Here is a 17916-nt window from a genome sequence, read left to right on the forward strand (position 1 = left end):
CCGCTGACTTAGTGAGGTTTCCGTGGGTTCTGTCATCAAGAAGCGCCGCAAGCGCATGGCGAAGAAGAAGCACCGCAAGCTGCTTCGTAAGACTCGCCACCAGCGCCGCAACAAGAAGTAAGCGGCCAGACACGAGCGCCTGTCTTCGGACGGGCGCTTTGTGTCTCTGCCCGCATGTCTGCACCGTCGAGAGGACGTCATGAAGTCGATCACCGTCACCGAACTCGCCGAACGCTCCGCCACGCCGCTCATCGACGTGCGCGAGACCGCGGAGTTCGCCTCGGGCCATGTTCCCGGTGCTGTCAACATCCCGATGTCCGAGATCGGCAACCGCCTCGACGAGCTGCCCGATGAGGCCTTCGACGTGATCTGCCAGATGGGCGGTCGCTCTGCCCGTGTCGTCGAGGCGCTCGAGGCGCGCGGCTACGACGTGACGAACGTCGAAGGCGGCACCGGCGAATGGATCGCCCAGGGCCGCGAGGTCGAGGTGCCGTCGGCGTGACCACGCTGACGCTGATCGGCAAGCCCGACTGCCATCTCTGCGACGTCGCGTCCGAGGTGATCGACGCGGTCGTCGCCGAGCTGCCGGACGCCGCGGCGGAGCAGATCGAGATCACCGAGGTCTCCATCAAGGACGACCCGGCGCTCTACGAGCTGTGGTGGGAGAAGATCCCGGTCGTCCTCATCGACGGACAGCTCCATGCGCACTGGCGGCTCTCGCCCGACCGGCTGCGCCTCGCCCTCGAGGAGTCCGTCCGAGCCGTCGCGCTGAGCGACCAGAAGGAGTCGAAGTGACCGTTCGCCATGTCGTGACGTGGAAGCTCGCCGCCGAGGATGCCGCCGAGCGCGGCGCGCAGGCCGCCGAGGTCGCCCGTCGTCTCAATGCGCTCGACGGCGTGGTGCCGCAGCTGCTGTCGATCTCCGCCGGGGCCAACATGGCCTACCCCGACGCGAACTGGGACGTGACCCTCGTCGCCGACTTCGCCTCGATCGCCGCGCTCGAGGAGTATCAGGTGCACCCCGCGCACGAGGAGGTCGTCGCCTACGTACGCTCGGTCGTCGCGTCGCGCGTCGCCGTCGACTTCGAGGTCTGATTCGGAAACACGGCCGTCACAATCGGACACACTTGCAACACAAATGTGATCCGCGGAGGTCCTCTCCCGTTGGTCGGGGCGACGAGCCGCATGTTTAGATGATCACCTACCAGTCCGTGGGCGTCATCGCCCTCGTCTCACAGGAGTCGACATGTCCCGTCGCAACATCCTCGCCGGCCTCGCCCTCGTGGCGACCGCCACTCTCGCCCTCGCAGGCTGCGCCACGGGCGCGGGAGACTCCGGAGGCGGCGAGCCCGCCGCGGGTGACGAGTACGGTCTGGTCGAGGCGGGGACGCTGACGGTCTGCTCCGACATCCCCTACGCGCCCTTCGAGTTCGAGGGCGGCGACAACGGCACCGGCTACACCGGGTTCGACATCGATCTGCTCGACGCGATCGCGAAGAAGCTCGACCTCAAGCTCTCGGTGCAGGACGTCGGATTCGACGCACTCCAGTCCGGGACGACCCTCGCGGCAGGCACCTGCGACATCGGCGCCTCGGCCATGACGATCACCGACGAGCGCAAGGCGAACATCGACTTCTCCGACCCGTACTACGAGTCGCTGCAGTCGCTGCTCGTGCGCACCGACTCGGGCATCAAGTCGATCGACGACCTCTCCGGCAAGAACGTCGGCGTGCAGCAGGGAACGACGGGTGAGGCCTACGCGACCGAGAACGCGACCGGCGCCCAGCTCGTGCAGTACCCGTCCGACGGCGAACTGTGGCCCGCGATGCAGGCCGGCCAGATCGACGCGATCCTGCAGGACCAGCCCGTGAACCTCGAGCACGAGAAGGCCGACAGCGCCTACAAGATCGTCGAGGAGTACGAGACCGGCGAGTCCTACGGCTTCGCGTTCGCCAAGGGCGAGAAGGACGCGCTGCGCGAGGCGATCAACGGTGCGCTGAAGGAGCTGCAGGACAGCGGCGACTACCAGACGATCTACGACAACTACTTCACCGCGAAGTAATCGGCGAGCAGCGTAGAGCAAGGAGACCTTGACAATGGCGTTGAGGCGCACCACCAAGAGCAAGCTCTATCGGTACATCGTCTATGTGGTGCTGATCGCCGTCGTCGTCTGGGCGGCGGTCAGCACGGACTGGGCGAAGATCGGTCCGCTTTTCTTCAACCCCGAGGTCGCGGCGAAGATGTTCCCCGGGATCATCACGACCGCGCTCGTCAACACCCTGTGGTTCACCGCGGTGGCGTTCGTCGCAGGGCTCGTGCTCGGCGTGGTCCTGGCGCTCCTGAAGCTCTCGAGCATCGGGCCCTTCCGGTGGATCGCCACCGCCTGGATCGAGCTGTTCCGCGGGCTCCCCGCGATCCTCACGATCTTCGCGGTGGCCTTCATCCTGCCGATCGCCCTCGGGATCTCGGGCCGTGATCTCGGCGGTCCTGTCGTCCTGGGTCTGATCGGTCTGATCCTCGTGGCGTCGGCCTACATGGCGGAGACCATCCGCGCCGGCATCCAGGCGGTTCCGAAGGGCCAGACCGAGGCGGCTCGCTCGCTCGGCATGTCGCCCATGAAGACCACCTTCTGGATCATCGTGCCGCAGGGGTTCCGGATCATCATCCCGCCGCTGACGAACGAGTTCGTGCTGCTGCTGAAGGACACCTCGCTGCTCTTCGTGGCGGGCACCTTCATCTGGTCGAAGGAGCTCACCAACTTCGCCCGTGACGCGGCGACGCAGAACACGAACGCGACGCCGCTGATCATGGCGGCGATCCTGTACCTGATCGTGACGATCCCCCTCACACGCTTCAGTGCGTGGCTGGAACGACGGATGGCGAAGCAGCGATGATCACCGACCTGATTGATGTGCACGCCCCGGCGATCGACCTGCAGGGGCTCGTGAAGAGCTTCGGCGACAACGAGGTGCTCAAGGGCATCGACCTCACGGTCACAGCCGGCGAGGTGGTCTGCGTGATCGGCCCCTCGGGGTCGGGCAAGTCGACGCTGCTGCGCTCCGTGAACCTGCTCGAGGAGCCGACGGGCGGCAAGGTGCTCATCGAGGGGATCGACATCACCGACCCCGACGTCGACATCGACCGCGTGCGCACGCGCATCGGCATGGTGTTCCAGAGCTTCAACCTGTTCCCGCACCTCGATGTCATGGGCAACCTCATGATCGCGCAGCAGCGCGTGAAGAAGCGCTCCAAGACCGAGGCGCAGCAGGTCGCGCTGGCGATGCTCGCCCGCGTCGGGCTGGCGGAGAAGGCCGATGCCTATCCCGGGCACCTCTCGGGAGGTCAGCAGCAGCGCGTGGCGATCGCCAGGGCGCTGTGCATGAACCCCGACATGATGCTGTTCGACGAGCCCACCTCGGCGCTCGACCCGGAGCTCGTCGGCGAGGTGCTGCAGGTCATGCGCTCCCTCGCGGACGAGGGCATGACGATGCTGGTCGTCACGCACGAGATGGGCTTCGCCCGCGAAGTCGGCTCGCGGCTCATCTTTATGGACGGCGGTCACATCGTCGAAGAGGGCGACCCGCGCGAAGTCCTCGGAAACCCGCAGAACCAGCGCACGAAGGACTTCCTGTCCCGCGTGCTCTAGCGCCGGCTCCAGCTCGCTCGTCGCGCGGGAGCAGCGACACGAAACGCCTCACGTTCCGCGGAACGTGAGGCGTTTCGTCTCGTCGCTGAGCTCCTCGCCCAACGGCCGAGAAGCGCGGTCAGGCCTCGACGACCTCGGCGTCCGCGGCATTGCGGCGCACCGACTCGATTCCGGCGAGAGCGCTCGACTTCGAGGAGTAGCCCTCGCTGACGGCGACGACCTCGCCGTTGCCGGCCTTCAGACGGAACCGGTATTCGCCGGACTTGTCGGTGTACAGCTCGAACTTGCCTGCCATGGAGGGCGTCCTTTCTCTGTCGGGTCGGGGGATCGACCCTTCGCGTTCACGCTATCCCCACCCATATATCGGAGGGAAGAGCCGGTCAGCCGCGCGGATGCACCGCGACGGGCTCGGGCGCGACCGCGATGCGCACGCGGTCGCCGAAGGAGGGATGGATGCCGGGTGCATGCTGCACCCGCACGAGCTCGCCCGACTCGGTCCGCACCAGCGTGCGTCGCATGCTCCCGAGGAAGGTGCTCTCCTCGACGAGCGCGTCGGTCGCGGCATCCGCCTCGGAGGCGAAGTGCACGTTCTCCGGACGGAGGTACACGTCGACCGGACCGTCGGCCGGCGTCTGCAGCGGCAGCGCCTGCCCCCACACCATGACGTGATCTCCGTCGGCGACCCCCGAGACGACGCTGGAGAGCCCGACGAACGCGGCCACGCCCGCCGTCGACGGCGTCGTGTACAGCTGCTCGGGGGAGCCGATCTGCTCGATGCGACCGGAGTTCATCACCGCGATCCGGTCGGAGACGGCCAGGGCCTCCTCCTGGTCGTGCGTCACGAAGACGGTCGTGATGCCGAGGCGCAGCTGGATGCGGCGGATCTCGTCGCGCAGCTGCACGCGCACCTTCGCGTCGAGGGCGGACAGCGGCTCATCGAGTAGCAGCACCTTGGGCTCGGTGACGAGCGCGCGGGCGAGAGCCACGCGCTGCTGCTGACCGCCGGAGAGCTGGTGCGGGAAGCGGTCGGCGAAGTCGGCGAGACCCACGAGGGCGAGGGCGTCGAGCGAGCGCTTCGCGGCATCCGTCTTCCCTGCTCCCCGCCGCCGCAGGCCGAAGGCGGTGTTGTCGACGACGCGCAGGTGCGGGAACAGGGAGTACGACTGGAAGACCATGCCGATGTCGCGCTTGTTCGTCGGCACGCGCGAGACGTCGCCGCCGCCGAGCAGCACGGCTCCCTCGTCGGCGCCCTCGAGCCCGGCGAGCACGCGCAGGAGCGTCGTCTTGCCGCAGCCGGAGGGACCGAGCAGGGAGACGAACTCACCGGGCGCGATGTCGAGGTCGACGCCGTGCAGCACCCTCGTGCCGGCGTAGCTCTTCACGATGCCCTTCAGCTCGACGCGGGTGCCCTCCCCGGCTTCGGCGAGCAGCACGTTGTCCTTCGTTCGGGGGAGCGCGTGGTCGAGGGTCATGAGCGGGCCTTTCCGGTGCCGCGGGCGACGCGGCCGATGACGAGGAGCAGGACGAAGACGAAGACCAGGGCCAGCAGGGTGAAGATCGCGGGTGCGTAGGGGTCCTGCTTCTGGACGACCACCATCGCGGTCTGGAAGACCTGGCGGTTCAGGAGAGAGGCGATCGTGAACTCGCCGAGCACGACGGCGATCGAGATCAGGGATGCGGCGAGCAGGCCCTGACGGATGTTCGGAGCGAGCACTTTCAGCACGACGGTCGGCCAGCTCGCCCCGAGGGAGCGGGCGGCCTCGGCGAGGGTCTTGAGATCGGCGGCGTCGATCGAGGCCTGGATGGAGCGGAACGCGAACGGCAGCACCGTGATGCCGTAGGCGAACGCGAGCGTCCAGGTCCCGGTGCCGAGGGAGCGGCCGATCTGCAGGTAGATCGGCGCGAGGCCGACGACGAGCACGATCGCGGGGATCGAGATCGGCAGCAGCACCGCGAACTCGAACGCCGGCTTGAGCTGGGGGAAGCGCAGGTTCACCAGGATCATCGTCGGTGCCAGCAGGAAGAGCACGATCGCGACCGTGACGACGGCGAGGATGAGCGAGTTGCCGAGTCCGATCCAGATCGGCTTGATGGCGGCGGATGCGGCGGGGTCGAACAGCGCCGTCCAGTGGATGAGGGACATCCCGCCGGACGGATCGCGCAGGGTGAAGAGCAGCGTCGACACCAGCGGGATCGCGAAGAAGGCGCCGACCAGGATGCCGATGACCCAGCGGGTCGCGAGCGAGGGGCCGAGGCGGTTCACGACTGCCACCGCGCGGCTCGACGCTGGATGAGCGAGTACAGGGCCATCACGACTCCGACGATGACGATCATGCCGAGGGCGAGCGCCCCGGCGAGGTTCTCCCGGCCGAGCACGGTCTCACTCGTGAGGGCGGTGCGGATCTGCAGCGGCACGATCTGCGAGCCCTGGCTGGCGAGGGCGGCCGCGGTCGCATAGGACGAGAACGCGTTCGCGAACAGCAGCATCAGGCTGGCGAGGAACGAGGGGGCGAGCACAGGGATGCCGATGCGCAGCCAGAAGCTCGCGCGGGTGCCGCCGAGCGTGAGGTTCGCCTCGGACCACTGCGGCTTGAGCGCGGCGAGTGCGGGCATGAACGTGATCACCATCAGCGGGATCTGGAAGTAGATGTAGGGCAGGATCAGGCCGGGAAGCTCGTACAGCCAGGTGCCGTTCGCGTAGATGTCGATGCCGAAGGAGTCCTGGAGGAAAAGCTTGAGGACGCCCTGGATGCCGATCGTCGCGATGAACGCGAACGCCAGCATGACGCCGCCGAACTGCGCGAGCACGCCCGCCGCGGCATCCACCATCGACCGGATGGCCCCCTCGGGGTTCATGCCGAGCAGCGCGTAGCAGACGAGGGCGCCGACGAGCGCCCCGACGACGGCGGTGAGCAGCGACAGGCCGGCGGAGTTGGCGAACGTGGTCAGCACGACCGGATCACCGAGCGCCGACACGTTGGTCCATGTGAAGGCGCCGCTCTCGGTGAAGAAGCCGGAGCCGATCGCAAGGGCCGTCGGGACCGCCAGGAAGAGGACGACGTAGGCGGCGAAGGGCACGAGGCCCAGCCAGGCCCACGAGGGCGAGGACCGCCGGGCCCTCGCGTCATGCGAGGTCCCGGCGGTGGTGACGGGGGCGGATGCCGCGGCATCCGCCCCCGTTCGGGTGAGGGTCGTCACTGGACGGCCGCGGCCCACTTCTCGCCGAGCAGGGTACCGGCGTTCGTGGACTGCTCCTCGGTCGGCACGACGGTCTCGGCCGGAACCTCGGGAAGGGCCGCGGCCAGGTCGGAGTCGATCGTGCCCGCCTCGGTCATGGCCTCCATGCGGGCCGGACGTGCGCCGCCCTTGAGCCACAGGTTCTGGACCTCGTCGCTGTAGAGGAACTCCTGCCACAGGCGCGCGGCGGCCGGGTTCGGGGCATCCTTGTTGATCGCCTGGTTGTAGTAGCCCGCGTAGCCGGTGCCGTCGAGCACGACGACCTTCCAGTTCTCGTTGTCGGCCACGTGCGACGCGTTCAGGTAGTCCCAGTCGAAGACGACGGGGGTCTCGCCGCTCGTGACGGTCGCGGTCGTGACGTCGACCTTGAGCAGGTTGCCGGCCTTCTGCAGCTCCGAGAAGAAGTCGATGCCGGGCTGGAAGTCGTCGAGCGTGCCGTCGGACTGGACCGTTGCGAGGCCCACCGCGGCGAACGCCGCACCGGCCTGGGTCGGGTCGCCGTTGATCGCGACCGCGCCCTTGTAGTCGGCGCTCTTCAGGTCGTCGAGCGACTCGGGGGCATCGAACTTCGAGGAGTCGTAGCCGATCGACATGTACCCGCCGTAGTCGCCGACGAACAGGCCGGTCGGCTCCTTGAGGGCGTCGGGGATGTCGTCCCAGGTCTCGACCTTGTACGGCGCGAAGACGTCGGTGTTCTGCAGGGCGACGGTCAGACCGAGGTCGAACACGTCGGGGGCGGTGTCGAGGCCCTGGTTGGTCTCGGCGGCCTGGATCTCCTCGGCGCTGGAGACGTCGGGCGACGCCTCGTTGATCGTGATCTCCGGGTACTTCTCGGCGAACAGATCGAGGATCTCGCCGTAGTTCGCCCAGTCGCGGGGGAGTGCGATGACGTTGAGCTGCCCTTCCGCCTTCGCTGCAGCCTCGAGGTCGGCGAACGTGCCGAAGTCGGCGACCGACGTCGCGGATGCCGCATCGACGGCGGAGTCGCCGCCACCGGCGGAGGCGTCAGCGGCGCCGGAGCACGCGGTGAGCGCGAGTACGGCCGTGGTGGCCAGGGCGATGCCGGCGCCGATGCGCGCGCGGCGGATGTTGCGAGCCATGTGATTCCTCTCGGGTGACCGGCGAAGGCCGGTTCGGGGTTGCGAGAGGACACTATGAGGGCGAGGTTGCCGATTGTGCCGGCGAGGGTGAACGTCAGGTGACCGGGTCGTGGCGAGAACGCGCTCGCGAGCGCCTGCGGAGGAGAAGTGCGCTACGGGAGGACGAATCCGGACGATTCATCCTTCGGAAGCGCGCTACTCCTGCGCTGCGGAGCGGATGCCGGTGGCGTTCAGCCCTGCGGGACCGCGTACTTGAAGCCCTTGTGCGAGCCGACGTACCCGAGGTGCTCGTAGAAGCGGTGCGCGTCGATGCGGCTCGCGTCCGAGGTGAGCTGGACCATGGCGGCGCCGAGGGCCGGTGCAGCGTCGTCGGAGACCCAGCGCATCAGTGCGGAGCCGATGCCGGAAGAGCGCAGGTCGCTGCGCACCCGTACGGCCTCGACGAGAAGCCGACGGGCGCCCCGTCGCGACATGCCGGGGATCGAGGTGAGCTGCAGGGTTCCGACGATGGCGCCGTCGAGTTCGACGACGAGCAGATCGTTCGAGGCGTCGGCGAGGATCTCGACGAGTCCGGCGGTGTACGCGGGGCGATCGTCGTCGGATGCCACGTCACCGCGGGCAGCGCTGATCGCGTCGTCGGCGAGCAGGGCGATGACGGCATCCGCGTCGTCGATCGTCGACCGACGCAGGACGGCGGCGCCGGCGCGGGAGTCGATCGGATGCGGCAGGGCGAGGGCATCGAGCATGCGTCCAGTCTGACATCCTGAGGGGATGGACATCGGCGCACTCCTCGGGCTCGAGCAGCTCACCTGGGGGATGCTGATCCTCGTCATCGTGGCGGCTTTCGCAGCCGGTTGGATCGACGCGGTCGTCGGCGGGGGAGGTCTGCTCCAGCTTCCTGCCCTCCTGCTGATCCCCGGGATGGCGCCCATCCAGGCCCTCGCGACGAACAAGCTCGCCTCGGTCTTCGGCACGGCGACCAGCAGTGTCACGTACTACCGACGGGCGAAACCCGACATCCGCACGGCTCTGCCCATGGCCGGGATCGCCCTCGCCGGGTCCTTCGGCGGGGCGGCGGTGGCGACGATCCTGCCGCCCGCCGCCTTCAAGCCCATCATCGTGGTCGCGCTGCTGGCCGTCGCGCTCTTCACCGCGTTCCGACCGCAGATGGGGGCGGCGACGAAGCTGCGGTTCCACGGGCACAAGCACCACGTCATGGCCGGTCTCGCGGGTCTCGCGATCGGCTTCTACGACGGGATGATCGGCCCGGGAACCGGCACGTTCCTCGTCATCACCCTGGTGGCGCTGCTCGGCTACGACTTCCTGCAGGCGAGCGCCAAGGCCAAGATCGTGAACTTCGCGACGAACGCGGGTGCCCTGCTGCTGTTCATCCCGAACGGATCGGTGCTGTGGCTGCTCGGCGGCATCCTCGCGGTGGCGAACGTCGGCGGCAGCTATCTCGGGTCGCGGATGGCGATCTCGCGCGGCACGACGTTCATCCGCGTCGTGTTCCTCGTCGTGGTGATCGGGCTCATCGGCAAGCTCGGCGTCGACGTCTGGAACGAGAACATCGCGCCGGCGCTGGCCGCGGCCTGACGATCACCCCGAGTGCTGAGCCCGCCCTCTGGGTTGCTGAGACCACCCTCTGGGTTGCTGAGCCTGCCTTCTGGGTTGCTGAGCGTGCCTTCTGGGTTGCTGAGCGTGCCTTCTGGGTTGCTGAGCGTGCCTTCTGGGTTGCTGAGCCTGTCGAAGCACCAGCGACGGGGCCCTTCGACAGGCTCAGGGACCCAGGGCTCGGGGACCCAGGCGCTTCGACAGGCTCAGGGACCGAAGTGGCGGCAGGCTCGACGACCGGAGGAGCCCGGTCGTCGAGCGATCGAAGCGAGACGAAACGCCGTGAGACGAGACGCGCGGATCAGGCCTCGTCGTCCTCGGGCTCGAAGTCGACCCCGGCCTCGGCGCGCTGCGCCGGGGTGATCGGAGCCGGAGCCGCGGTCAGGGGGTCGAAGCCGTTGCCGGACTTCGGGAAGGCGATGACCTCGCGGATCGACTCGGTCTTCGACAGGTGCTGCAGCACGCGGTCCATGCCGAGCGCGATGCCGCCGTGCGGCGGAGCGCCGAACTTGAACGCGTCGAGGAGGAACCCGAACTGCTCGTCGGCCTGCTCGTCGCTGATCCCCATGACCTCGAACACGCGCTTCTGCACGTCTTCGCGGTGGATGCGGATCGAGCCGCCGCCGAGCTCGGAGCCGTTGCACACGATGTCGTACGCGTAGGCGAGGGCCGAGCCGGGGTCGGTGTCGAACGTGTCGGCGAACTCCGGCTTCGGGCCGGTGAACGCGTGGTGCACGGCGGTCCAGGCGCCGGCGCCGACGGCGACGTCGCCCGAGGCCACGGCATCCGCCGCAGGTTCGAACATCGGGGCGTCGACGACCCAGGTGAACGCGAACTCGTCCGGGTTCAGGTAGCCGAGGCGGCGGCCGATCTCGACGCGCGCGGCGCCGAGGAGCGCACGGCTCTCCTTGGTGGAACCCGCGGCGAAGAAGACGCAGTCGCCCGGCTCGGCGCCGACGAAGGCCGCGAGGCCCGCCTGCTCCGCCTCGGACAGGTTCTTCGCGGCGGGGCCGCCGAGCGAGCCGTCCTCGTTGAAGAGCACATAGGCGAGACCGCGGGCACCGCGCTGCTTGGCCCAGTCCTGCCACGCGTCGAGCTGCTTGCGCGGCTGGCTCGCGCCGCCGGGCATCCGCACGGCGCCGACGTACTCGGCCTGGAAGACGCGGAACGGCGTCTCGGCGAAGTACTCGGTCGCCTCGACGAGCTCGAGTCCGAAGCGCAGGTCGGGCTTGTCGGAGCCGTACTTCGCCATCGCGTCGGCGTAGGTCAGGCGCGGCAGCGGGGTCGCGACCTCGACGCCGATCGTCTTCCACATCGCGACGACGAGCGACTCCATCAGCGCGATGACGTCTTCCTGGTCGACGAAGCTCATCTCGATGTCGAGCTGCGTGAACTCCGGCTGGCGGTCGGCACGGAAGTCCTCATCGCGGTAGCAGCGCGCGATCTGGAAGTACTTCTCGACGCCGCCGACCATCAGCAGCTGCTTGAACAGCTGCGGGGACTGCGGCAGCGCGTACCAGCTGCCGGGGCTGAGGCGCGCGGGCACGAGGAAGTCGCGGGCTCCCTCCGGCGTCGAACGCGTGAGGGTCGGGGTCTCCACCTCGGTGAAGTCCTCGGCGTGCAGCACGTCGCGGATCGCCTTGTAGACGTTCGAGCGCAGGCGCAGGTTCGACGCCTGAGCCGGACGACGAAGGTCGAGGTAGCGGTACTTGAGGCGTGCCTCCTCGCCGACGGTCTCGGTGTCGGCGACAGCCGTCGACACCTGGAACGGCAGCGGAGCGGACTCGTTGAGCACCTCGACGTCGCTCGCGATGAGCTCGATCTCGCCGGTCGGGAGGTTGGGGTTCGCGTTGCCCTCGGGGCGCTGCGAGACCTCGCCGGTCACCTTCAGCACGAACTCGTTGCGCAGCGGGTGGGCGATCTCCTCGTCGCGGATGACGACCTGGGCGATGCCCGACGCATCCCGAAGATCGATGAAGGCGACTCCTCCGTGATCACGACGGCGATCGACCCAACCCGTGAGGGTGACGGTCTGACCGATGTGCTCGGCTCGCAGAGAGCCTGCCGAGTGGGTGCGAAGCACGGAGGATTCCTTCTGATCTGGGAAATGGCGAACCCGCCCAGTCTACGGGCGCGGGAACCCGGAACGATGCGGGGTCGGCCACGACGCCACGACGCGACGAGGGCAGTCGCTAGACTCACGCCGAAGCCACGACGGTACGAGGGGCCGGCGGGCGAACAACGAAGGAGAACCCATGGATTCCAACATGCTGAGCGAGCAGGTCTTCAGCACGAGCTCGGTCGTCATCTCGGTGATCTACTACCTGATCTACGCGATCACGATGTGGAAGGTCTTCTCCAAGGCCGGATACCCGGGAATCCTCGCGCTGATCCCGATCGTCAACTGGGTGTTCCTGGTCAAGATCGCCGGCATGTCGGGCTGGGCGGCGCTGCTCTACCTCATCCCGATCGTGAACGTCATCTTCGCGATCGTCGTCGCCATCAAGGAGGGCAAGAACTTCGGCAAGGGCGGGGTCTTCTCCTTCTTCCTGCTCTGGCTGTTCCCCTTCATCGGCCACCTGATCATCGGCTTCGGCTCGGCCCAGTACAACAAGGTCTGATGTCGCGAGAGCGCCTGCATCTCGTCAGACACGGTGAGGTGCACAATCCTCATCGTGTGCTCTACGGGCGACTCCCGGACTATCACCTGAGTGAAGCCGGCCGGCGCATGGCGAGGGCGGCGGCGGACCACGTCGCCTCCCTCGACCGCCCGATCGCCGCGCTCTACTCCTCGCCGCTGGAACGCGCGCAGGAGTCGGCCGAGCCGTTCGCCGAGCGCTTCGACCTGGTGCCGGAGATCGACGTGCGCGTGATCGAGCCGACCAACGTGTTCGAGGGAACCCAGATGCGGCGATCCCTGATGAACCCGCTCAACTGGTGGCACCTGCGTCAGCCGGCGCTGCCGAGCTGGGGCGAGCCGTACGCGTCGATCGCCGAGCGGATGCTGGGCATCATGGACGAGGCGTGGGATGCCGCCGACGGCGGCGACGTGGTCATGGTCTCGCACCAGGCGCCGATCTGGATCACCCACCTTCGGGTGGCGGGTCTTCCGCTCCGCCACGATCCGCGCACACGGCGCTGTGCGCTGTCGAGCGTCACCTCGTTCGAGAGGGTCGGGGATGTCTGGCGCGAGGTCGCCTACGCGGAGCCCGCAGCGACCGACGGCGCGGTCGACGTCGGGGCGGTCTGACCGGCAGCCTCGTCCACCCCATGCATAGGAACCCGCACGTAAACTGGGAATCGTGCCACAGACCAGCTGGGTCCCTGAGCCTGTCGAAGGGCCGATCCGCAGCGGCCGCCCCTCCCGCACCCGCCTCCCGCGGCGTGCGCTCGGAGTCGCGCTCGCCGCGCTCTTCGCCGTCGGCTTGAGCGCGTGCGCCCCGGATCCGGTGAGCGAGTCGTTCCTGAGCGGTGACAACACCGGCTACGTTGCGGCCGACGGCGCGATCGTCGAGATCCCCGAGGGCGAGCGCGGTGAGCCGGTGGACTTCGGCGGAGTCACCGAGACCGGGGAGAAGCTCGACAGCGCCGACCTCGCCGGGCAGGTCACGGTCGTCAACTTCTGGTACGCCGGGTGCGCACCGTGCCGTGTGGAGGCCGCCGCTCTGGAGAGCGTCTGGCAGGAGTACGAGGGAGACGGCGTCTCGTTCGTCGGCATCAACACCCGCGACCAGGCCGACACGGCGGTCGCGTTCGCCGAGGAGTACGGCATCACGTACCCGAGCCTGATCGACGTCGACACGGCCGAGGCCAAGCTCGCCTTCGCCGAGGTCACCCCGATCGCGGCCACCCCGACGACGCTGGTCCTCGACAAGCAGGGCCGTGTCGCCGCTCGCATCATCGGGCCGATCGACGGCACCTCGATCCTCTCCACGCTCGTGGGGGACGCGCTCGCGGAGTCCTCGTGACCGCCACGGGAGCGCTGTGAACACCGAGACGATCATCGGATCCGGCGCCCTCTGGCTCGCGATCCCTGTCGCCATGCTGGCCGGGCTCGTGTCGTTCCTGTCCCCGTGCGTGCTGCCGCTCGTGCCCGGGTACCTCGGATTCCTCGGGGGTGCGGTCGCGCCTCGGTCGGTTTCGTCGGATGGCGCCCTTCGACAGGCTCAGGGACCCAGTGGTGCGACCGACGCGACGGCCACGGCCACGGCCACGCGGGGGCGGCTCGTGCTCGGGGTGCTGCTGTTCATCCTCGGGTTCAGCATCGTCTTCATCCTCTACACGGTGCTCGGCGGCACGGCGGGCGTCTTCCTGCTGCGGTGGGGCGATCTGATCACCCGCATCCTCGGTGTGGTCATCATCGCGATGGGCCTGGTGTTCCTCGGGCTGTTCGGATTCGCGCAGCGCGAGTTCCGGTTCCACGTCGACTCGAAGTACGGCGTCGTCGGAGCCCCGCTCCTCGGCATCGCGCTCGGCATCGGCTGGGCGCCCTGCATGGGGCCGACGCTGGCCGCGATCGTCGCGCTGTCGTTCAACGCCGGTGACCCCGTGCGCGCGGGCTTCCTCGGACTCGCCTACTCGCTCGGCCTCGGCATCCCGTTCCTGCTGGTCGCTCTCGGATTCGGCTGGGCCACCAAGGCGATCGGCTTCCTGCGCCGCCACATCCGCGTCGTGAACATCATCGGGGGCGTGCTGCTCGTCGTCCTCGGCATCCTGATGGTGACCGGACTTTGGACCGACATCATGTCCCGGCTGACGGCGGTGATCGGCAGTGTCATCCTCCCGCTCTGAGACCGACGCCACGAAGAACAAGGATGCTGTGAACAGCGACATCAGCGACCCCCTGCGTCCGTCCGACCATGTCGACGGCGACGACTCGATCTCGCAGCCGCGCCTCGGCCTCGTCGGCTGGCTCCGGTGGGGGTGGCGACAGCTCACCTCGATGCGCACCGCGCTCATCCTGCTGCTCGTGCTCGCGATCGCCGCGATCCCCGGCTCGATCTTCCCGCAGCGGATGGCCGACCCGAACGGCGTCACGCAGTGGCAGCGCGACAACCCCGACCTCTTCCCGGTGCTCGACGCCCTGAAGCTGTTCGACGTCTACCTGTCGCCGTGGTTCTCGGCCATCTACCTGCTGCTGTTCGCCTCGCTGGTCGGCTGCGTCATCCCGCGCATCAAGCACCACGCGAAGGCGCTGCGCGCGCGTCCGCCGCGCACACCCGCCCGTCTGCAGCGTCTCGAGGACTACCGGTCGGTGGTGCGGGATGCGACGGATGCCGAGGCCGCATCCGCGTCGATCGATGTCGCGACGAAGCAGCTGAAGGCGCTCGGCTACCGCGTCGAGCGCTACGACCGCGGCCGCACCTTCTCGGTGTCGGCCGAACGCGGATACTGGCGCGAGACGGGCAACCTGCTCTTCCACCTGGCGCTCGTCGGCGTGCTCGTCACGGTCGGCATCGGCGGAGGCTTCTCGTACACCGGCCAGCGCGTGCTGGTCGAGGGCGAGACCTTCGCGAACACGCTGGTCGACTACGACTCGATGAACCGCGGGCGCTTCGTCGGCGACGACGCGCTGGCGCCCTACTCGATGCGCCTCGACTCGTTCGATGTGTCGTACCAGCCGTTCGGCGAGCCCGGATCCGGGCAGGCCGGGGACTTCTCCGCGAACATGACCGTGCAGGAGAAGGGCGAGGAGCGCACCGGCGCGGTCAAGGTCAACGAGCCCCTCGCGGTCGCCGACGACGACGTCTTCCTGCTCGGCAACGGGTACGCTCCGACCGTCACGGTGCGCGACCCCGACGGCGACGTCGTCTTCACCAACAGCACGCCGTTCCTCCCGCAGGACAACAACATGACGTCGCTCGGCGTCCTCAAGATCCCCGACGGACTCGCCGAGCAGGTCGGCCTGGTCGGCTTCTTCTACCCGACCACCGGCATCCTCGAGAGCGGCGCGTTCTTCTCGGCCTACGGCGACCTCACCAACCCGACGCTCACCCTCGACGTCTACACCGGCGACCTGGGCATCAACGACGGCGTCCCCCGCTCGGTCTACGTGCTCGACACCACCGGCATGACGAAGCTGACCGGACGCACCACCGACGTCGAGTCGATCGAGCTCACGCCGGGGGAGACCGCCCAGCTGCCGAACGGCCTCGGCAGCGTGACGTTCGACGACGAGTCCCCCGCGGGGGCGACCGACGCCTCGGAGTCCGTCAAGCGGTTCGCGTCGCTGCAGATCCACCGCGACGACTCCGGCCCCTGGGTGCTCGGCTTCGCGCTGCTCGCCCTCGCGGGCCTCATGATCGCGCTGTTCGTCCCCCGACGCCGCGTCTGGGTCAAGGCGACCGCCGACGGTGGCGCCGTGACCATCGAGTACGCCGCGCTCGCCCGCGGTGAGGACCCGACCCTCGCCGCTGCCGTCGACGACCTCGTCGCCGGGCACGCGCGTCTGCTCGATGCAGCGGGTGGCACCACCGCCCGCGAACCCCAGGCCGACGCCGATCCGTCCACGGCGCAGCAGGCCCCGGCATCCGATTCCCCGAAAGTAGACTGACACCATGCTCGAGCTCAACGAGATCTCGCCGATCCTGCTGTGGACGGCGATCGCGATCTATGCGGCGGCCTTCGTGGCCTACGCCTTCGATCTCGCGCGCCGCTCCGAGGTGTCGGCGGATGCGCAGACCGTGCGCGAGTCCGCCCTCGTCGGCGCAGGGGGAGGCGCGGTCAAGGCCTCCGGTGCGGCATCCGTCACCGACGCGAAGCCGCAGCGGTTCGTGATGGCGCGGATCGGCACCTCGCTCACCGTGCTCGCGTTCCTCTTCCATCTCGGGGCGACGCTGACCCGCGGCATCGCGGCCGGTCGCGTGCCGTGGGCGAACCTCTACGAGTTCGCGATGATCGGCACGCTGCTCATCGTGGCTGTCTTCCTCGTGGTGCTCACCCGCATCGATCTGCGCTTCCTCGGCACGTTCATCACGGGTCTCGTCGTCGTGCTCCTCGGGCTCGCGGCGACGAACTTCTACGTCGAGGTCTCGCCGCTGATGGACCCGCTGAAGAGCGTGTGGCTCATCATCCACGTCTTCGTGGCGTCGCTCGCGACCGCCTTCTTCGCGCTTGCCTTCGCGCTCTCCGTCATCCAGCTCATGCAGTCGCGACGCGAGCGCCTCATCTCCGAGGACGCGCAGAAGACGGGCCCTGGCTTCCTCCGCACGTTCCCCTCCGCCGAGCGGCTCGAGAGCATGGCGTACCGCTTCACGATCATCGGGTTCATCCTCTGGACCTTCACGCTCATCGCCGGATCCATCTGGGCGTACTACGCGTGGAGCCGCTTCTGGGGCTTCGACGTGAAGGAGACCTGGACCTTCGTGATCTGGGTCATCTACGCCGGCTACATCCACGCGCGGGCGACCCGTGGCTGGAGGGGCAACCCCTCGGCATGGCTCGCCATCGTCGGCTTCTCGGCCGTGATCTTCAACTTCACGATCGTGAACGTCTTCTTCAAGGGCCTGCACGCGTACTCCGGCCTCAGCTGAGTCCGGCTCGCTCTCGGAGAACGGAGAGCGGATGCCGTCGCCTCGGCGTGTCGGGCGGGGACGCGCCGAGTCCGTCGTGCACGGTCTGGGTTTCCCGGGCTTCAGCCGCCGAGGGGGATGAGCTCCGCGTGCTCGGCGCCGTCCTGGTACCAGACCAGTTCCGCCTCGGCGATCGTCTCGGTGGGTGTGCGTCCGAGCTCGCTCACCGACGTCTGACGGAACTCCTCCCACACCGCAGGCTCGAGTGACCTGCCGTAGACGACGGAGAGATGGAACGTCCAGTCGTCGACGCTGAGCTCGTCGAGCCGTCGGAAGTCGGTGCCCGCCAGGGCCGCGGAGAGGCTCGCATAGGCCGCGACGAGGGAGGGTGTGCGTGCGAGACGCACGATCAGAACCTGCCACGGTGCGGGGAACGCGTCGATCGCCTCGGCCGTGACCTCGATCGGGGGCTGGTCCGCCGCCCACCGGCGGATCAGCGCGCCGAGCTCCGCCCGACGGTCCGGCTCGAAGAACGCGCGCAGCGTCGCATGCTCGGTGTGCGGATGCCGGATCTCACCGCCGAAACGCGCGAGCGCGGCATCCTGCACCTCTCGGAAGAGGGAGGCGACGCCGAGCGTCGGACGCAGCACGAGGTACTGCTGACCCTCCAGCGAGGCGAGCTGGTCGGGCGAGTCCATGAACGGTCGGCGCATGACGCGAGCGTACGCCGAACACGTGCGATCCCGGGCACGGCTTCGGAGCTGCGGCCCGACTCGCCGTGTTCGAGGGGCGATTCTCGGCGAGTCGAG

The 17916-nt window shown here is 68.5% G+C and carries 22 protein-coding genes; 14 read left to right on the plus strand and 8 right to left on the minus strand.

All coding sequences use genetic code 11. The features are described 5' to 3' along the window. Positions 1-22 precede the first annotated feature (22 nt). The 7 genes from DC434_RS06370 to DC434_RS06400 all read left to right on the plus strand — a co-directional run bounded on the left by DC434_RS06370 (position 23) and on the right by DC434_RS06400 (position 3645). Positions 23-121, plus strand: a complete 99-nt coding sequence (locus DC434_RS06370) for an AURKAIP1/COX24 domain-containing protein (protein ID WP_003792170.1) — start codon at positions 23-25, stop codon at positions 119-121. 78 nt (positions 122-199) lie between these two features. After that, positions 200-502 (plus strand): rhodanese-like domain-containing protein, encoded by a 303-nt coding sequence (locus DC434_RS06375; RefSeq protein WP_116634442.1) that lies wholly within the window; start codon positions 200-202, stop codon positions 500-502. Continuing rightward, on the plus strand, positions 499-795 hold the full coding sequence (locus DC434_RS06380) for a glutaredoxin family protein (RefSeq protein ID WP_116634443.1): 297 nt from the start codon (positions 499-501) through the stop codon (positions 793-795). Before DC434_RS06375 ends, DC434_RS06380 begins: the two co-directional genes overlap by 4 nt. Then, on the plus strand, positions 792-1094 hold the full coding sequence (locus DC434_RS06385) for a Dabb family protein (protein WP_116634444.1): 303 nt from the start codon (positions 792-794) through the stop codon (positions 1092-1094). The genes DC434_RS06380 and DC434_RS06385 overlap by 4 nt, the downstream gene beginning before the upstream one ends. Before the next feature lie 151 nt (positions 1095-1245). After that, positions 1246-2061 carry a basic amino acid ABC transporter substrate-binding protein gene (locus tag DC434_RS06390; RefSeq protein WP_116634445.1) on the plus strand — a complete coding sequence of 272 codons (816 nt, stop codon included), beginning with the start codon at positions 1246-1248 and terminating at the stop codon, positions 2059-2061. Positions 2062-2095: 34 nt separating this feature from the next. Continuing rightward, positions 2096-2893 (plus strand): amino acid ABC transporter permease, encoded by a 798-nt coding sequence (locus DC434_RS06395; RefSeq protein ID WP_116634446.1) that lies wholly within the window; start codon positions 2096-2098, stop codon positions 2891-2893. Next, positions 2890-3645 carry an amino acid ABC transporter ATP-binding protein gene (locus DC434_RS06400; RefSeq protein WP_116634447.1) on the plus strand — a complete coding sequence of 252 codons (756 nt, stop codon included), beginning with the start codon at positions 2890-2892 and terminating at the stop codon, positions 3643-3645. The genes DC434_RS06395 and DC434_RS06400 overlap by 4 nt, the downstream gene beginning before the upstream one ends. A 118-nt stretch (positions 3646-3763) precedes the next feature. On the opposite strand, the gene DC434_RS06405 is transcribed toward DC434_RS06400, so the two are convergent. The 6 genes from DC434_RS06405 to DC434_RS06430 all read right to left on the minus strand — a co-directional run bounded on the left by DC434_RS06405 (position 3764) and on the right by DC434_RS06430 (position 8728). After that, positions 3764-3940, minus strand: coding sequence for a YegP family protein (locus tag DC434_RS06405; protein WP_116634448.1), 177 nt, complete (start codon positions 3938-3940; stop codon positions 3764-3766). Between the two features lie 85 nt (positions 3941-4025). After that, positions 4026-5117: an ABC transporter ATP-binding protein gene (locus DC434_RS06410; RefSeq protein ID WP_116634449.1), complete on the minus strand. Its 1092-nt coding sequence runs from the start codon at positions 5115-5117 to the stop codon at positions 4026-4028. Continuing rightward, positions 5114-5917, minus strand: a complete 804-nt coding sequence (locus DC434_RS06415; RefSeq protein WP_243408836.1) for an ABC transporter permease subunit — start codon at positions 5915-5917, stop codon at positions 5114-5116. Before DC434_RS06415 ends, DC434_RS06410 begins: the two co-directional genes overlap by 4 nt. Continuing rightward, positions 5905-6843 carry an ABC transporter permease subunit gene (locus DC434_RS06420; protein ID WP_116634766.1) on the minus strand — a complete coding sequence of 313 codons (939 nt, stop codon included), beginning with the start codon at positions 6841-6843 and terminating at the stop codon, positions 5905-5907. The genes DC434_RS06415 and DC434_RS06420 overlap by 13 nt, the downstream gene beginning before the upstream one ends. After that, a complete protein-coding gene (locus tag DC434_RS06425; RefSeq protein ID WP_116634450.1) occupies positions 6840-7982 on the minus strand; it encodes an ABC transporter substrate-binding protein in 1143 nt (380 codons plus the stop codon). Before DC434_RS06425 ends, DC434_RS06420 begins: the two co-directional genes overlap by 4 nt. 230 nt (positions 7983-8212) lie before the next feature. Next, positions 8213-8728, minus strand: a complete 516-nt coding sequence (locus DC434_RS06430; RefSeq protein ID WP_116634451.1) for a GNAT family N-acetyltransferase — start codon at positions 8726-8728, stop codon at positions 8213-8215. Positions 8729-8753: 25 nt separating this feature from the next. Between DC434_RS06430 and DC434_RS06435 the strand changes: the two genes are divergently transcribed. Beyond that, positions 8754-9578, plus strand: coding sequence for a TSUP family transporter (locus tag DC434_RS06435; protein ID WP_116634452.1), 825 nt, complete (start codon positions 8754-8756; stop codon positions 9576-9578). 319 nt (positions 9579-9897) lie between these two features. On the opposite strand, the gene aspS is transcribed toward DC434_RS06435, so the two are convergent. Continuing rightward, positions 9898-11679, minus strand: a complete 1782-nt coding sequence (gene aspS, locus DC434_RS06440) for an aspartate--tRNA ligase (protein WP_116634453.1) — start codon at positions 11677-11679, stop codon at positions 9898-9900. Between the two features lie 172 nt (positions 11680-11851). Here aspS and DC434_RS06445 point away from each other — a divergent pair, with 172 nt between their 5' ends. Genes DC434_RS06445 through ccsB form a run of 6 tightly spaced genes read left to right on the plus strand, consistent with a single transcriptional unit; the run spans position 11852 to position 17128 of the window. Further along, on the plus strand, positions 11852-12217 hold the full coding sequence (locus tag DC434_RS06445) for a DUF5684 domain-containing protein (RefSeq protein WP_116634454.1): 366 nt from the start codon (positions 11852-11854) through the stop codon (positions 12215-12217). Next, positions 12217-12846: a histidine phosphatase family protein gene (locus tag DC434_RS06450; protein ID WP_116634455.1), complete on the plus strand. Its 630-nt coding sequence runs from the start codon at positions 12217-12219 to the stop codon at positions 12844-12846. Before DC434_RS06445 ends, DC434_RS06450 begins: the two co-directional genes overlap by 1 nt. A gap of 52 nt (positions 12847-12898) precedes the next feature. Then, positions 12899-13564 (plus strand): TlpA disulfide reductase family protein, encoded by a 666-nt coding sequence (locus tag DC434_RS06455; RefSeq protein WP_347707144.1) that lies wholly within the window; start codon positions 12899-12901, stop codon positions 13562-13564. Between the two features lie 16 nt (positions 13565-13580). Next, positions 13581-14387, plus strand: coding sequence for a cytochrome c biogenesis CcdA family protein (locus tag DC434_RS06460; protein WP_116634456.1), 807 nt, complete (start codon positions 13581-13583; stop codon positions 14385-14387). Between the two features lie 28 nt (positions 14388-14415). Continuing rightward, the gene (locus DC434_RS06465) at positions 14416-16149 is read left to right on the plus strand and encodes a cytochrome c biogenesis protein ResB (protein WP_116634457.1); all 1734 of its coding nucleotides are present in this window, start codon (positions 14416-14418) and stop codon (positions 16147-16149) included. Positions 16150-16153: 4 nt separating this feature from the next. Then, complete coding sequence (ccsB, locus tag DC434_RS06470) at positions 16154-17128, plus strand: c-type cytochrome biogenesis protein CcsB (protein WP_116634458.1); 975 nt, start codon at positions 16154-16156, stop codon at positions 17126-17128. Positions 17129-17229: 101 nt separating this feature from the next. On the opposite strand, the gene DC434_RS06475 is transcribed toward ccsB, so the two are convergent. Beyond that, a complete protein-coding gene (locus DC434_RS06475; protein ID WP_243408837.1) occupies positions 17230-17820 on the minus strand; it encodes a 2'-5' RNA ligase family protein in 591 nt (196 codons plus the stop codon). Positions 17821-17916 lie beyond the last annotated feature (96 nt).

The sequence above is a fragment of the Microbacterium sp. TPD7012 genome (genome assembly GCF_003075395.1).
Taxonomy (GTDB): Bacteria; Actinomycetota; Actinomycetes; order Actinomycetales; family Microbacteriaceae; genus Microbacterium.

Excerpts from the sequence above, each read along its gene's own strand:
- DC434_RS06375 (WP_116634442.1), top strand. The coding sequence starts at position 200 with ATGAAGTCGATCACCGTCACCGAACTCGCCGAACGCTCCGCCACGCCG.
- DC434_RS06390 (WP_116634445.1), top strand. The coding sequence starts at position 1,246 with ATGTCCCGTCGCAACATCCTCGCCGGCCTCGCCCTCGTGGCGACCGCC.
- DC434_RS06395 (WP_116634446.1), top strand. The coding sequence starts at position 2,096 with ATGGCGTTGAGGCGCACCACCAAGAGCAAGCTCTATCGGTACATCGTC.
- DC434_RS06400 (WP_116634447.1), top strand. The coding sequence starts at position 2,890 with ATGATCACCGACCTGATTGATGTGCACGCCCCGGCGATCGACCTGCAG.
- DC434_RS06405 (WP_116634448.1), bottom strand. The coding sequence starts at position 3,940 with ATGGCAGGCAAGTTCGAGCTGTACACCGACAAGTCCGGCGAATACCGG.
- DC434_RS06410 (WP_116634449.1), bottom strand. The coding sequence starts at position 5,117 with ATGACCCTCGACCACGCGCTCCCCCGAACGAAGGACAACGTGCTGCTC.
- DC434_RS06425 (WP_116634450.1), bottom strand. The coding sequence starts at position 7,982 with ATGGCTCGCAACATCCGCCGCGCGCGCATCGGCGCCGGCATCGCCCTG.
- DC434_RS06430 (WP_116634451.1), bottom strand. The coding sequence starts at position 8,728 with ATGCTCGATGCCCTCGCCCTGCCGCATCCGATCGACTCCCGCGCCGGC.
- DC434_RS06435 (WP_116634452.1), top strand. The coding sequence starts at position 8,754 with ATGGACATCGGCGCACTCCTCGGGCTCGAGCAGCTCACCTGGGGGATG.
- DC434_RS06445 (WP_116634454.1), top strand. The coding sequence starts at position 11,852 with ATGGATTCCAACATGCTGAGCGAGCAGGTCTTCAGCACGAGCTCGGTC.
- DC434_RS06450 (WP_116634455.1), top strand. The coding sequence starts at position 12,217 with ATGTCGCGAGAGCGCCTGCATCTCGTCAGACACGGTGAGGTGCACAAT.
- ccsB (WP_116634458.1), top strand. The coding sequence starts at position 16,154 with ATGCTCGAGCTCAACGAGATCTCGCCGATCCTGCTGTGGACGGCGATC.
- DC434_RS06475 (WP_243408837.1), bottom strand. The coding sequence starts at position 17,820 with ATGCGCCGACCGTTCATGGACTCGCCCGACCAGCTCGCCTCGCTGGAG.